The sequence below is a fragment of the Pseudomonas sp. PvP028 genome, assembly GCF_017832255.1.
GTDB classification, from domain to species: Bacteria; Pseudomonadota; Gammaproteobacteria; order Pseudomonadales; family Pseudomonadaceae; genus Aquipseudomonas; species Aquipseudomonas syringae.
Map to the genome: position 1 here is coordinate 1,740,642 of NZ_JAFIBL010000001.1, position 13,655 is coordinate 1,754,296.

A 13,655-nucleotide genomic window follows, 5' to 3' on the forward strand; every position below is an offset into this window, starting at 1 on the left:
CAATTTGGTGCGCCGACTCTTTTTGGTGCGTCGTTGATTGCGTGTACGATAACTGGTTAAACCTTGAGCAATTTCCGCTATAATCCGCGCCCCCCTTTTTTGGTCGGCACCTCACGCTCCGTTTCCATGAAACTAATCGTTAAAGTTTTCCCAGAAATCACCATTAAAAGCCCGCCGGTGCGCAAGAAGTTCATCCGGCAACTGGGCAAGAACATTCGTACCGTGCTCCGTGAACTGGACGCGGACATTGTCGTGGGTGGCGTATGGGACAACCTTGAGGTCGAAACCCGCCTGACCGACCCCAAAGTGCTGCAGGGCATCAGGGAACGGCTCAGCTGCATGCCGGGCATCGCCAACTTTCTGCAGGTCGCCGAGTACCCGCTGGGCGATCTCGACGACGTGGTTGCCAAGTGCAAACTGCACTACGCCGACCTGTTGCCTGGCAAGATGTTTTCAGTGCGTTGCAAGCGCGCCGGCCGACACGACTTCAGCTCCATGGACGTCGAGAAATACGTCGGCAGCAAGCTGCGCATGCAGTGCGGCGCCGCCGGAATCGAGCTGAAAAAGCCCGATCTGGTCGTGCGCATGGAAATTCGCGACCAACGGTTGTTTGTGGTTCATGACCAACATCAGGGCATGGGCGGTTACCCGCTGGGCGCGCTGGAGCAGACCCTGGTATTGATGTCCGGCGGGTTCGATTCGACCGTTGCGGCCTACCAGATCATGCGCCGCGGCCTGATGGCGCACTTCTGCTTCTTCAATCTGGGCGGACGAGCCCATGAGCTGGGCGTGATGGAAGTCGCGCACTTCATCTGGAAGAAGTACGGCAGTTCACAGCGCGTGCTGTTCGTCAGCGTACCGTTCGAGGAAGTTCTCGGAGAAATTCTGCAGAAAGTCGATAACAGTCATATGGGTGTAGTTTTGAAGCGTATGATGTTACGCGCTGCATCTGCCGTGGCTGATCGTCTTGAAATCGATGTGCTGGTCACCGGCGAAGCGATTTCACAGGTTGCCAGCCAGACGCTGCCCAACCTGTCGCTGATTGACGCGGCGACCGACAAGCTGGTCCTGCGGCCGCTGGTTGCCACCCATAAGCAGGACATCGTGGACCTGGCGACTGAAATCGGCACCGCTGATTTTGCCCGGCACATGCCTGAGTATTGCGGGGTGATTTCGGTCAACCCAAAGACCAACGCCAAGCGAAATCGCGTTGAGTACGAAGAAAAACAGTTCGACATGGCGATTCTCGAGCAGGCGCTCGAACGCGCGAAGCTGGTTTCGATCGATCGGGTTATCGACGATCTGAGCCGCAATGTCGATATAGAAGAAGTCAGCCAGGCGCTGGCCGGTCAGGTGATCCTCGACATCCGTCACCCGGATGCCCAGGAAGACCAGCCGCTGCAAGTCCCTGGCGTGGAGATACAGACGTTGCCGTTCTACGCATTGAACAGCCGTTTCAAGGCACTGGATGACACGCGCCAGTACCTGCTGTATTGCGACAAAGGCGTCATGAGTCGCCTGCATGCCCACCATTTGCTCAGTGAGGGACATGCCAATGTGCGCGTATATCGACCGAGCTAAGTGCCCGGGGCTGTTTGCCTGTGGCTTGCGTCACCGGCCCCCCGACACCTGTCGTCATGCCGTTACGGCTTTTGCCGACTCAAAATAGTAATCGCTGTCCTTAACCAGTCAGCAGACCGAATCCTCTGATCGAGATACACAAGTGATCGAAAATCTACGTAACATCGCCATCATTGCTCACGTTGACCATGGTAAGACCACCCTGGTAGACAAACTCCTGCGTCAATCCGGCACTCTGGAGCGCGGCGAGCTCAACGATGAGCGCGTGATGGACTCCAACGACCAGGAAAAAGAGCGCGGTATTACCATTCTCGCGAAGAACACCGCGATCAACTGGAATGGCTACCACATCAACATCGTGGACACCCCGGGCCACGCCGACTTCGGTGGTGAAGTAGAGCGCGTGATGTCGATGGTCGACTCCGTACTGCTGCTGGTCGATGCCCAGGACGGCCCTATGCCGCAAACCCGTTTCGTGACCAAGAAGGCTTTCGAAGCCGGCCTGCGTCCGATCGTGGTCATCAACAAGGTTGACCGTCCAGGCGCGCGTCCGGACTGGGTTCTGGACCAGATCTTCGACCTGTTCGACAACCTGGGTGCCACCGAAGAGCAGCTGGACTTCAAAGTCGTCTACGCCTCGGCCCTGAACGGCATTGCCGGTCTGGAACACACCGACATGGCTGAAGACATGACCCCGCTGTACCAGGCGATTGTCGATCACGTCCCTGCGCCAAAGGTTGACCGTGACGGTCCGTTCCAGATGCAGATTTCCGCACTGGACTACAACAGCTTCCTGGGCGTCATCGGTGTTGGCCGTATCGCTCGTGGTCGCGTCAAGCCGAACACTCCGGTGGTTGCCATCGACGTCAACGGCAAGAAGCGTAACGGCCGTATCCTGAAACTGATGGGTCACCACGGTCTGCACCGCATCGACGTTGAAGAAGCAGCTGCCGGCGACATCGTCTGCATCAGCGGCTTCGACCAGCTGTTCATCTCCGACACTCTGTGCGACCCACTGAACGTCGAAGCGATGAAGCCGCTGACCGTTGACGAACCTACCGTTTCGATGACCTTCCAGGTTAACGATTCGCCGTTCTGCGGTAAGGAAGGCAAGTTCGTCACCAGCCGTAACATCAAGGAGCGTCTGGACAAGGAACTGCTGTACAACGTTGCCCTGCGCGTTGAAGAAGGCGACACCGCCGACAAGTTCAAGGTCTCCGGCCGTGGTGAGCTGCACCTCTCGGTACTGATCGAAACCATGCGTCGCGAAGGCTTCGAAATGGGTGTTGGTCGTCCTGAAGTGATCATCCGCATGGTTGACGGCGTCAAGCACGAACCGTACGAAAACGTCACCATCGACCTGCCTGAAGAAGCGCAGGGCGCGATCATGGAGCAAATGGGTAACCGTAAAGGCGACCTGACCAACATGGTTCCGGATGGCAAGGGCCGTGTGCGCCTCGAGTACAACATCCCGGCACGTGGCCTGATCGGTTTCCGTAACGAGTTCCTGACCCTGACTTCCGGCGCAGGCATCCTGACCAGCATCTTCGACCGTTACGACGTGATGAAGTCTGGCGACATGTCCGGCCGTCAGAACGGCGTTCTGGTTTCGGTTGCTACCGGCAAGGCGCTGACCTACTCCCTGGAAACACTGCAAGCCCGTGGCAAGCTGTTCCTGGGTCATGGCGAAGACGTTTACGAAGGTCAGATCGTCGGTATCAACAGCCGCGACAACGACCTGGGTGTAAACCCAACCAAAGGCAAGAAGCTCGACAACATGCGTGCTTCCGGTAAAGACGAAACCATCGCTCTGGTTCCGCCTATCCGTTTCACTCTGGAACAAGCGCTGGAATTCGTACAAGAAGACGAACTCTGCGAAGTGACTCCAAAGTCGATCCGCCTGCGTAAGAAAATCCTTGGCGAAAGCGAGCGTACTCGTGCTGCCAAGAAGTCGGGCAACTGAGTAATCGGTTAGTCGGCTAGACACAAAAACCCGGTCGCGAGACCGGGTTTTTTTATGCCCGCTATTTGTGGCCTATGGCACAGCTCGCCTGGTTTAAGTTACTTCGGACGGCCGCCCACTGGCGCCAGCAGCAACTCGATACGCTGCTTGCGAATCCCGTCGGCAGCCGCTTCGGCCAGGGCCGCGTCGGTGATGATGGTATCGAACTGCTCGAGCCCGGCGACCTTGTACATACCGAAGGTGCCGTATTTGGAACTGGTGGCGATCAGCACGGTTTGCGAGGCGGATTGCATGGCGGCCTGCTTGACCTCGACCTTCAGCGCCGACGGTGTGGTGGTGCCGCGTTGCAGGTCCCACGAGCTGGTGGACATGAAGGCCACATCGGTTGCCAGCTGGCGCAAGGTTGCCGCTGCCAGGCCGCCAACGCTGGAGCGGTTCGGATGATCGAGCAGCCCACCGGTGTGAATCACATCCACATGCGCAGCATCGGCCAGCGCGTTGACCACGCCGAAATCATTGGTGACCACAGTCATGCCCGACAGCGCGATGATGTGCGGGACGATTTCGAGTGTGCTGGTGCCTGCGTCCAGATAGATCGTCATGTCCGGGTGCAACAACCCCGCTGCGAGCCGCGCCATGCCCTGCTTGTGCGGCAACTCCACCACCGCCTTGGACTGGTGGCTGGGTTCGCTGTGGACCTGGCTGGCGATGCGCACGCCTCCGGTGACCGAGTAGGCACGACCTTCCTGCTCCAGCAGGGCGATGTCGCGGCGGATGGTCATGTGCGAGCAATCGAACATGTCCATCAACTGATGCACGCTGAGCACCTGATGCTTGCGTAACTGACGCAGCATCAGCTCCCGGCGCTGATCAGGGATCATAGGTGTACCGCCGGAAATGGCGATCTCCTCTTCAGTGGACATTCGTACTCCTGTACATCAATGAGCCGCCTCAGGCAGCAGACGGTCCGCGCATCTTAGCCAATCGCTTCGGCAATGGAAGCGGTCGCAGGCTTTTTTGCGCGGTTCGGCTCATCTTTACCGCCGTCGCACGTCAACTCATCCAGTTGCCACCGTCGACGTTATAGGTCTGGGCGACCACGTATTCGCTGTCCGCTGAAGCCAGGAAAATGGCCATGCCGGTCAAATCGTCCGCTGTGCCCATGCGCCCGAAAGGCACTTGCTCGCCTACCAGCTTTTTCTTTTCGCCCAACGGCCGGTTTTCGTGGCGGGCGAACAACGCATCGACGCCGTCCCAGTGTTCGCCATCGACCACACCCGGCGCGATGGCGTTGACATTGATGCCATGCCTGATGAGGTCCAGCCCGGCCGATTGGGTCAGGCTGATTACCGCAGCCTTGGTCGCGCAATACACCGCCACCAGCGCCTCGCCCCGGCGCCCGGCCTGGCTGGCCATGTTGATGATCTTGCCGCCGTGCCCTTGGGCGATCATTTGCCTGGCTGCTGCCTGCAAGGTGAACAGCGTGCCGCCGACATTGATCGAAAACAGCCGCTCGTAGCTGTCGCGGGTGATGTCGACGATCGGCGCCAGGTCGAACAGCGCGGCGTTGTTGATCAGGATATCCAGCTTGCCGGCCTGGGCGACCACTGCGGCGATGGCCTGATCGATGGACGACTGATCCGTGACGTCCATCCGCACCGCATAAGCGTTGGGTCCCAGTTCGGTCGCTGTCGCCTGTGCGCGCTGCAGGTCGATATCGGCAATCGCCACACGAGCGCCTTCGTGAATGTACGCCTGCGCAAACGCCCGGCCGATGCCTCGCGCCGATCCGGTGATCAGCGCGCTTTTACCTTCAAGTCGTTTCATGGGTTCATCGTCCGTTCAATACAGTTGAGGGCTGGCGCTCTACTTAGGGTAGCCGGCACGTTTCATCTCGCGCTCGGTCACCGCCTGCGCGGCTGTGAGCGCCTGTTCAGTGGTGGTTTGCCCGGTCACCGCAGCAGAAAACAGCTTGCCGACCGAGGTGCCGATGGCCTGAAACTCGGGAATGGTCACATACTGGATACCAACGTAGGGCACGGGTTTGGCCGACGGGTGCGCCGGATCGGCGTGTTGCATCATCTGCAGCGTGACCTTGGCGAACGGCGCAGCTTTCAGGTAAGCCTCGCTGTAGGTGGAGGTGCGGGTGCCAGGCGGTACGTTGCTGATGCCGTCTGTCTCGGCGACCAGTTGGATATACGCCTTGGACGTCGCCCAGGTGATGAACGCCTTGGCTGCATCCTTGTGTTTCGAGGTAGTCGGTATCGCCAGCGACCAGGCGTAAAGCCATGACGAGCCCTTGTCGGTCACTTCAACCGGCGCAGGTGCAAAGCCGACGCTGTCGACAACCTTGCTCTGCGCCTTGTCGGTGGTGAACGAGCCGGCCACGCTGGCATCCACCCACACCGCGCATTTGCCGCTGTTGAACAGCGCGAGGGTTTCGTTGAAACCGTTGCTCGATACGCCCGGCGGGCCATAGTTTTTCAGGGTGTTGACGTAGAAATTCGCAGCCTTGCTCCATTCCGGGCTGGTCAATTCAGGTTTCCATTGCTCATCGAACCAGCGCGCGCCGAATGCGTTGGCCATGGTGCTGAGCAGGGCGATGTTCTCGCCCCAACCGGCCTTGCCGCGCAGGCACATGCCGTAAACGCCCTTGTCGGGCTGATGCAGCTTCGCGGCGAATTCGCCCAGCTGCGTCCAGGTCGGGTGTTCGGGCATGCTCAAGCCAGCCTGCTTGAACAAATCGGTGCGGTAATAAGTGATGGTGCTTTCGCCGTAAAAGGGCAGGGCATAGAGCGTGTCCTTGACTGACAAGCCTTGGCGCACCGAAGGAAAGATATCCTCCAGATCGTAGTCCGGCGCAAGGCCGGTGACTGGCTCCAGCCACTGTTTGGCGCCCCATAGCGGGGTCTCGTAGGTGCCGATGGTCAACACGTCGAACTGGCCACCCTGCGTGGCGATATCGGTGGTCAGGCGCTGACGCAGGACGTTTTCTTCGAGCACTACCCAGTTGAGTTTGATGTCGGGATGCTGCTGCTCAAAGGTTTTCGACAGGCGCTGCATGCGGATCATGTCGCCGTTGTTCACCGTGGCGATGGTCACGGTTTCGGTGGCCTGGACAGTCAGGTTGAAAAGGGCGGCGGACACGCCTGCGGACAGGAAAAGCGTTTTCCGAATGTTCATCGTAGTGCTCTCCACCCCGCGCCTTGTCTGGCGGGAGTCATTGTTTTTGTTGTTGGCCACGGTTGAGTCACCCTGGTGGACGGCTCGATTACAGCAGCCCTCAGAGGGCTGAACAAACGCAGCGCGGATCATCGACTGATACTTTTTTAACCGAGCGCGCTCCGGCGGTCCGAAAGCAAAAAAGTATCAGTGCCGGTTTGATCGCGGGCTAGCCTTGGCTGGGCGCGAGGGCGTATGTTCAAGCGTCCACAGCGCATTCATAACGATAAAAAGGGGCATCCCGTGCCTGACAGCCGAGCCGCCTTGCTCGAGCAGCGCCCTGCCGAGCTTGAGGTTATCCTCCCGCAGCCCGACCACTGCTTTCGTTGGTACGAGCACGACTATCCCTACGCACTGGCGCGCTGGAACCATCATCCGGAATTCGAAATTCATCTGATCCGCCAGGGCAGCGGCAAGCTGGTGGCCGGGGATTACATCGGTGAGTTCGCGGCGGGGCATGTGGCCCTGATCGGCCCGGATCTGCCGCATGACTGGATCGGCGATCTGGCCCCCGGTGAGCATCTGCCCGGGCGGGATGTGGTGCTGCAGTTCGATGGTGCCGCGCTGCTCGCCTTGCGCGGTACGCTGCCGGAAATGGGCGACTTGCAGCGTCTGTTCGAGCAGGCGCGACGCGGCCTGGAGTTCACCGGTGCGACAGCGGTGCAGGCTGCACGCTTGCTTGAAGAGATTGGCCCGGCTCAGGGGCTGGAGCGGCTGATTCTGTTCCTGCAACTGGTCAACACGCTGATGAATGCGCCTGCGCAGGAGGTTCGCCTGCTGGCCAGCACCTGGTATGCACCAACCCTGGATGCGCGCAGTTCCGAACGGATCAACAAGGCGTTCGACTATCTGCTGACCGAATTGACCAGCGATATTCGCCTGTCCGTTATCGCGCAGCGACTGGACATGAGCGATCCGGGGTTTTCACGCTTCTTCAAGCGCACCACGGGCCATTGTTTTATCGATCTGATGCGCAAACTGCGGGTCCAGCGGGCTTGCCGGCTGCTGCTGCACAGCGAGATGTCGGTGTCGGACATCTGCTTTGAAGTCGGCTATGCCAACCTGTCCAACTTCAACCGACACTTCCGCGTGGAGATGCAGCAGACGCCCAGTGAATACCGGCGCGCCGCCGCATCGGTCTGATCAATGCTCTGCCGGCTCTTTCGCCTGCGGGGCGCGGGTAACGGCATTCACCAGCTTGCCGATGGTCAGGCCCTGCAGAAGGATCGACAGCAACACCACGATGTAGGTGATGCTCAGCAGCAGATCGCGTTCCGGCCCGGTCGGCAGGGCCAACGCCAGCGCAACCGAGACACCGCCGCGCAAGCCGCCCCAGGTGAGGATGCGGATCGTGCCGTGCGGCACCTTGCGCCAGCGACGCAGGAGCAGGATGGCCGGGGCGACGGTGACAAAGCGCGACAGCAGAATCGCCACGGCCAGCAGGCTGGCCGCAATCAGGTGCTGCCACGAGAACGGCAACAGCAACAGCTCCATGCCGATCAGCGCAAACAGCAGCGCGTTGAGCATGTCATCCAGCAACTCCCAGAAACCGTCCATGTAACGACGGGTCATGTCGTTCATCGCCAGATTGCGTCCCAGGTTGCCGATGATCAGGCCGGCCACGACCATCGCGATAGGACCGGACACATGCAGTTCAGACGCCATCGCCGAGCCGCCGATCACCAGCGCCAGCGTGAGCATGACCTCGATCTGATACTGCTCGATGCTCTTGATCATCAGGTACACGGCGTAACCGATCAGGCCGCCGAACAGCACACCGCCCACCGCTTCGTGGACGAACAGCAGAGCGGTTTCGCCAACCGTCGGCGTCTCGCCCAGCTGCGCGATACCCAGCAAAACGGTGAACACCACCACCGCGGTGCCGTCGTTGAACAGGCTTTCGCCGACGATCGTGGTCTTCAGCGGTTTCGAGGCGTTGGCCGTACGCAACACACCGAGCACCGCAATCGGGTCGGTGGGCGAGATCAGCGCACCAAACAGCAGGCAGTACAACGGGCTGACGTGCCAGCCGAACAGGGCAAAGATCCAGTAAGCCAGTGCGCCGATCACCGTGGTTGCAATCAGCACCCCGAAGGTCGCCAGCAGGCCGATGGGCCAACGGTAGCTCCTCAAGTCGCCAAGGTTGACGTGCAGCGCCCCGGCGAACAGCAGAAAGGACAGCATCCAGTTCATCAGCAGGTCGCCGAAGTCGATCTGGCCGATCAATTGCTGAACGCGATCTTCCAGGCCGGGATAGCCCAGAAAGCTCAGACCCTGCAACAGCAACGAGAACATCAGCGCAGTGACCATCACGCCGATGGTGGGCGGCAGGCCGATGAAACGGTAGTTCACGTAGGTCAGCAGCGCAGTGAGGCAGATAAAACCAGCAGCGAGTTCAAGCATCGGTCATTCCAAATCCGTAAGTGCAGTGTCTCGATCACCGTAACCGAGCCTGTGTTTGATGGAACGGATCTACGTCCAGACACATCTCGACACGCCACAGTGGGGTTTGCGTTGACCACGCAGAGGCGGTGATGTTGCAAAAAATGCCGGAATCACCAAACGAAGCTGGATTTGAGATGGGGGAGGGAGGGGATTGCAGACGCAAAAAAGTCAGCCCGAATGACTGTCCGGGCTGACGGGGGATGTAACGCTGAGTGGCCTTCCTGGCAGGTTCAGAATCATTGGCTGTTTCTGCACCCGCTGAGGACCTGGTACTGAACCGTGTTCAGCTTGCCCTTGGAGTCTTCGTAGGTCATCAGTTTTGGCATCACGCTACAGGTTTGCAGATCCGGGGACTTGCGGACCAGCTTGGCAACGTCCAGCTTCATGCCGTAGGTGTACTCCTTGATCTCCGGCATCGGCTTGTTATGGAGGGCGGCATACTTCTGCACGCTGGCCTGGTGTTCCTTGATCACCGTAGTGGCTTTGACCTCATCAGAGGTGTAGGCGAAAGCACTGATGGGCGAAAGGATAACCAGAGCAAGTAACAACGATTTGGCTGTGCGCATTTTCTTTTGTCTCCGTTTGAATGTGGCTTAACCCTAACCAATGCGCACTAACCGGAAGGTTGCTGAAACATTACAAATCGGTCATCTCGGAGATGTCAGCTTCCTAACAGTATTGTCATTGTTCGCTCACCTTCCTGTTAGCTCCCCCTCCGTAAGCTTGTTTCATCCCTGACGAGCGCCGAGCGCTGCGCAGGTCCGACATTCAACCGAGAAAGGTAATGATGATGAAACTGGTCAAATCGATGGTCTTCGCCGTAGCTGCCTTGTCCGCCACTGCAGCCTTTGCCGACGATGGTAACGAGTACGCAAGCCCCGCTGCCGACAAGATGCGCCTGGCGCAAGAGATGCGTTTCAAGGAACAGAACAGCAGCAAAGCCGAGCGGTACGTCAATGCTGACGAGAAAGCCGAGGCTGAACGGTCGACCAAGTCCGAAGGCTGATGCCTTTGCTGCCCGACCCGCTGCCCCCCCATTCGCCCTTTGTAGCAGCTCCCTGCTCCTTTGGTCGGGGCGAATCTTTAAGCGTCCTTCGGGGCGCTTTTTTTATTCCCGGCAAAAACGTCGGCGATAAGCGTTTTTCATGCATCTGCCCAAAGGGCGTAGGAGCGAACTTGTTCGCGAAGAGGCCGGCATGCTCGCTGCAAATGCACCATCTTCGCTGACCAGCGAAACGTCGCCCGGTCTGCTCCTACGGCCTTCGGCGAGAATAAAAACAGACGTATCCGGTCAATGCCTGTTCCACCGTATCGAACTAACGCAGGCGGTACTTCACTTCCTTTCATATTTGTAATCCCGCCGTCACCTCGACGTTATTTTCGCCACTTCAAGATGGTGCCCCGCTGGCAGCTCTCGCACCTATAAAAAGAGCCAGGTCGACACGTTTAAACAATCTGCCGATCCATCGGAGCACATATGACCCAACTCAGAACATTGTCCCTTGCCCTGTGCTCGACACTGGCAGGTGTAACGTCGATTACAGCACTCGCCGAAGAACAGAAAGAAGGCTTCATCGAAGGCAGCACGCTGACGGTACTCAACCGCAACTTCTACATGAACCGCGACCACCGCAATGGCGAGTCCAGTCCGACCGGCAATGGCTATTCAGAAGCATGGGCGCAGGGCATCATCGGCCGATTCCAGTCAGGTTTCACTCAAGGCTCATTCGGTGTCGGGGTCGATGCATTTGCCATGATCGGCATCAAGCTCGACACGGGGGATGGCAGAAACGGTGGGCGCAGCGCGTTCGATGTACTGCCGGTCGATGAGCAAGGCAACGCCCGGGACGAGTACAGCAAAGTTGGCGGCTCGCTGAAGGCCAGGGCTTTCGACACCGTCGTGAACGTCGGCGATGTGTTCCCGTCCACGCCGGTGGTTGCCTTCGGCGACTCCCGCCTGCTGCCGGAGAGCTTCCGCGGCGTTACCGCCGTCAACAACAGCATCAGCGGCCTGACCCTGCAAGGCGGTCGCCTGCACTCCATGAGCCAGCCCGTCTCCAGCAACCTGCGCGACGGTTTCGCCACCTTCTACGGCGGCGCGGTCGACGCACCATGGGTCGCCTACTTCGGCGGCGACTACCAGGCCACCGACGCGCTGAGCCTTGGCCTGTACACCAGCCGACTCAAAGATGTCTGGGATCAGAAATACGCCTCGGCGGTATACGTACTGCCACTTTCCGATGATCTCGCACTGACCGGCAGCCTGAACTATTACAACGCCACCGACGAAGGCAAAAAGCTGCTCGGCGAATTCGACAACGACATCTGGAGTGCAAAACTCGCCCTGCAATACGGCGCGCACACCCTGTCGCTTTCGCACCAGCGCAACGAAGGTGATGATGATTTCGACTACCTCAGGCAGTCCGACTCCATCTACCTGGCCAACTCCATCCAGTACAGCGACTTCAACTCACCCAAGGAGCGCTCGTGGATGGTCACCTACAACCTCGACATGTCCACCTTCGGCGTACCCGGCCTGTCGTTCATGACCCGCTACGGCAAAGGCACCGACGCCGACTACTCCAACGCCAACAGCACCTACATGCGCCGCGACGCACAAGGCAACCCGCTGACCGATCAAAAACGCTGGGAGCGCGATATCGAAGCGAAATACATCGTGCAGACCGGATCGCTCAAAGACCTGTCACTGCGCGTGCGCCAGGCAACGACCCGGGCTACGGCGTTCGAGTCGGATCTGGATGAGGTGAGGGTAATTGTGGAGTATCCGTTGAGTGTGCTTTGACCGCACATCACATTCCCGACAGCATCCGTCAGAGCGTCCTTCGGGGCGCTTTTTATTCAGGCAACGGTATCCGCTTACAAACGCTTTCGGGACGCGGGGAAGCTGACGTCGCGCAGCACTCCACCGTAGCCGCCGTATAGGTTCTCGCCCGGCAGTAACCGTCGCATCGTCAATTGCTGATGCGCCTGACGCAAATGATAGAAAGGCATGCGCACGTAGAGATGATGCTCTATGTGGTAATGAATGGCATGCGGGCCAAATACAAACGTCTGCCAGTTCGGGCGCACTATACTGCGCGCGTTCTGGCTCTGGTCATCACAGGCCGGCAGGCCTGCGTGCTCCATGATCGCTCGAATCCGTCCCATCAGCGGCAGCAAGGTGACGGCAGGCAGCAACCATAATCCCGGATACAGCAGCGGATGCCCCGACCAGGCGAGCACACCAAACAAAAGCCCGTTGCTGATCAGCATCGAAAAGACTTCCCAAGCCGCCTGCCGAGCTGATTTATCGACCTTGGGCATGATTGCGCGATAGTCCCCACGGGCAAATCTGAATGCGCTGATGAAATATCCCACTCCACACAGATCAGCCAGTAATCGAGTGGCCAGCTTGCCTCTTGGTTGTGGGTAATCCCCCAGACCGAACACCGCGACTACCGGGTCATCGTGCTGCATGGGATGCAGGTGATGCTTCAGGTGTCCGGCGCGGTAGGTCTGCATCGAGATAAACAGCGGGCCTGCTGCAGCCAGTTGGCCGATCACATCATTAGGTTTCTGCCGGGGCAACAATACGCCGTGGGCGCTCTCATGCATGATCACCGCCAGCGCCAACTGGCTGCGTGCGATGAGCAGGGCTGCAAACAGATAGGTTGCGGGGTGTGGCCAGAGCGCGGCGCAAGTGAACGCTAGCGCGATCAGGCCCCAGTCGGCCAATAGCGCCAGCAGGCTGATCCAGGGTTTGAGCACATACAACTCGGCGGCAGGTGTAAACGCTTTCAGCGCGAGGTTATCGCCTGCGCGTGATTCAGGCTTGGGCACGGGCGTTGTTTCCTTGTGGTCGAGTGGCCAGGGCACAGGCCAGAGCGAGCATCACACCACCTGCGACATCTATCAGCGTGTGCTGCTTCAACGTCAGGGTCGACAAGCAGATCAGCAGCCCGGTAATGCCGATCAACGCTCTGTAAGGTTGACCCCAAAGCGCTCGGCAAGCCAGGCAGGTGACGGCCACGTGCAGGCTGGGGCAGCCGTTGGACGCCAGGTCCAGCTGCCAAAGCCGGCTCAAGCGTTGTTGTAGAAACGCATTGTCGATCAACCCGGTATCAGGCCGGGGTATGAACTCGGGGAACAGCCAAAAGCATAGCAAGGCCACGCCAAACGCGATCCCGGTTGCCGTTCTGAACGCCTTGAAGCGCTCGACGCTGGCGTACCCGGCTGCTAACAGCACGAACGGGAAAAATAGCACGTACACCCACCATGAATGTGCGGTGAACGGGATCAACTCATCCAGCGGTGTGACCCAGTTGTAGCGAGGGGTGACGGCGCGTTCCAGACAGATGAAAACGCCCAGGCCGAGCAGTAGCCCCAGCAACGCGATCAGCGCCTGACGGTAGTCGGGTTGGCGACGCTGCGCGGGCTGGCTCAT

Annotated in this window: 12 protein-coding genes; 5 read left to right on the forward strand and 7 right to left on the reverse strand. The window is 59.1% G+C overall.

Annotated elements, in window-relative coordinates; translation table 11 throughout:
• The first annotated feature begins 126 nt into the window (after positions 1–126).
• Positions 127–1,581: a tRNA uracil 4-sulfurtransferase ThiI gene (gene thiI / locus JOE34_RS07770; protein ID WP_003426934.1), complete on the forward strand. Its 1,455-nt coding sequence runs from the start codon at positions 127–129 to the stop codon at positions 1,579–1,581.
• 142 nt (positions 1,582–1,723) lie between these two features.
• On the forward strand, positions 1,724–3,544 hold the full coding sequence (gene typA, locus JOE34_RS07775) for a translational GTPase TypA (RefSeq protein WP_003316380.1): 1,821 nt from the start codon (positions 1,724–1,726) through the stop codon (positions 3,542–3,544).
• 98 nt (positions 3,545–3,642) lie between these two features.
• Here typA and JOE34_RS07780 read toward each other — a convergent pair whose 3' ends face one another.
• The 3 genes from JOE34_RS07780 to JOE34_RS07790 all read right to left on the reverse strand — a co-directional run bounded on the left by JOE34_RS07780 (position 3,643) and on the right by JOE34_RS07790 (position 6,727).
• On the reverse strand, positions 3,643–4,467 hold the full coding sequence (locus JOE34_RS07780) for a DeoR/GlpR family DNA-binding transcription regulator (RefSeq protein ID WP_209995432.1): 825 nt from the start codon (positions 4,465–4,467) through the stop codon (positions 3,643–3,645).
• A gap of 130 nt (positions 4,468–4,597) precedes the next feature.
• Entirely contained in the window at positions 4,598–5,371 is a 774-nt protein-coding gene (locus JOE34_RS07785; protein ID WP_209995434.1) for an L-iditol 2-dehydrogenase, read from the reverse strand.
• Between the two features lie 39 nt (positions 5,372–5,410).
• The gene (locus tag JOE34_RS07790) at positions 5,411–6,727 is read right to left on the reverse strand and encodes a sugar ABC transporter substrate-binding protein (RefSeq protein WP_209995436.1); all 1,317 of its coding nucleotides are present in this window, start codon (positions 6,725–6,727) and stop codon (positions 5,411–5,413) included.
• Positions 6,728–7,009: 282 nt separating this feature from the next.
• On the opposite strand from JOE34_RS07790, the gene JOE34_RS07795 reads away from it, so the two are divergent.
• Entirely contained in the window at positions 7,010–7,909 is a 900-nt protein-coding gene (locus JOE34_RS07795; RefSeq protein ID WP_209995437.1) for an AraC family transcriptional regulator, read from the forward strand.
• Here the strand turns inward: JOE34_RS07795 and JOE34_RS07800 are convergent, their stop codons facing one another.
• Together JOE34_RS07800 and JOE34_RS07805 are read right to left on the reverse strand one after the other, a co-directional pair.
• Positions 7,910–9,169, reverse strand: a complete 1,260-nt coding sequence (locus tag JOE34_RS07800; protein WP_003396859.1) for a sodium:proton antiporter — start codon at positions 9,167–9,169, stop codon at positions 7,910–7,912.
• A 278-nt stretch (positions 9,170–9,447) separates the two neighbouring features.
• Positions 9,448–9,777 (reverse strand): DUF2790 domain-containing protein, encoded by a 330-nt coding sequence (locus JOE34_RS07805; protein WP_003343803.1) that lies wholly within the window; start codon positions 9,775–9,777, stop codon positions 9,448–9,450.
• Between the two features lie 218 nt (positions 9,778–9,995).
• On the opposite strand from JOE34_RS07805, the gene JOE34_RS07810 reads away from it, so the two are divergent.
• Positions 9,996–10,217: a hypothetical protein gene (locus JOE34_RS07810; RefSeq protein ID WP_003343801.1), complete on the forward strand. Its 222-nt coding sequence runs from the start codon at positions 9,996–9,998 to the stop codon at positions 10,215–10,217.
• A 471-nt stretch (positions 10,218–10,688) separates the two neighbouring features.
• Positions 10,689–12,014: an OprD family porin gene (locus JOE34_RS07815; RefSeq protein WP_209995439.1), complete on the forward strand. Its 1,326-nt coding sequence runs from the start codon at positions 10,689–10,691 to the stop codon at positions 12,012–12,014.
• 74 nt (positions 12,015–12,088) lie between these two features.
• Here the strand turns inward: JOE34_RS07815 and JOE34_RS07820 are convergent, their stop codons facing one another.
• Positions 12,089–13,051, reverse strand: a complete 963-nt coding sequence (locus tag JOE34_RS07820) for a fatty acid desaturase family protein (RefSeq protein ID WP_209995447.1) — start codon at positions 13,049–13,051, stop codon at positions 12,089–12,091.
• Complete coding sequence (locus JOE34_RS07825) at positions 13,038–13,655, reverse strand: phosphatase PAP2 family protein (protein ID WP_209995449.1); 618 nt, start codon at positions 13,653–13,655, stop codon at positions 13,038–13,040. Before JOE34_RS07825 ends, JOE34_RS07820 begins: the two co-directional genes overlap by 14 nt.

Bases quoted from the DNA above. Each gene is read 5' to 3' on its own strand.
- thiI (WP_003426934.1), top strand. From the start codon at position 127: ATGAAACTAATCGTTAAAGTTTTCCCAGAAATCACCATTAAAAGCCCG.
- JOE34_RS07780 (WP_209995432.1), bottom strand. From the start codon at position 4,467: ATGTCCACTGAAGAGGAGATCGCCATTTCCGGCGGTACACCTATGATC.
- JOE34_RS07785 (WP_209995434.1), bottom strand. From the start codon at position 5,371: ATGAAACGACTTGAAGGTAAAAGCGCGCTGATCACCGGATCGGCGCGA.
- JOE34_RS07790 (WP_209995436.1), bottom strand. From the start codon at position 6,727: ATGAACATTCGGAAAACGCTTTTCCTGTCCGCAGGCGTGTCCGCCGCC.
- JOE34_RS07800 (WP_003396859.1), bottom strand. From the start codon at position 9,169: ATGCTTGAACTCGCTGCTGGTTTTATCTGCCTCACTGCGCTGCTGACC.
- JOE34_RS07805 (WP_003343803.1), bottom strand. From the start codon at position 9,777: ATGCGCACAGCCAAATCGTTGTTACTTGCTCTGGTTATCCTTTCGCCC.
- JOE34_RS07810 (WP_003343801.1), top strand. From the start codon at position 9,996: ATGATGATGAAACTGGTCAAATCGATGGTCTTCGCCGTAGCTGCCTTG.
- JOE34_RS07815 (WP_209995439.1), top strand. From the start codon at position 10,689: ATGACCCAACTCAGAACATTGTCCCTTGCCCTGTGCTCGACACTGGCA.
- JOE34_RS07825 (WP_209995449.1), bottom strand. From the start codon at position 13,655: ATGAGCCAGCCCGCGCAGCGTCGCCAACCCGACTACCGTCAGGCGCTG.